The 202-nt window shown below is 65.8% G+C and carries 1 protein-coding gene; it reads left to right on the top strand.

Going from position 1 to position 202, the window contains the following annotated elements; all coding sequences use genetic code 11:
- A partial coding sequence (locus C173_RS27085) for a collagen-like protein (RefSeq protein ID WP_036731035.1) occupies nucleotides 1-202 on the top strand: 202 nt, incomplete at both ends.

The following is a 202-nucleotide window of genomic DNA, read 5'->3' as shown; positions in this document are numbered from 1 at the left end:
CACGGGTGAGACTGGTGCGACGGGGCTTACGGGAGAGACTGGAGCGACGGGGCTGACTGGCGAGACTGGAGCGACGGGAGCGACAGGGCTCACAGGAGAAACGGGAGCGACAGGACTCACGGGCGAGACCGGAGCAACGGGGCTTACAGGAGAGACTGGGGCGACAGGACTGACTGGTGAGACTGGAGCGACAGGTCTGACG

This window comes from Paenibacillus sp. FSL R7-277, assembly GCF_000517965.1.
In the GTDB taxonomy this organism is placed as follows: Bacteria; Bacillota; Bacilli; order Paenibacillales; family Paenibacillaceae; genus Paenibacillus_AQ; species Paenibacillus_AQ silagei.
The sequence above is the reverse complement of the archived record's forward strand: the minus strand, read 5'-3'. Positions and strand labels throughout refer to the sequence as shown.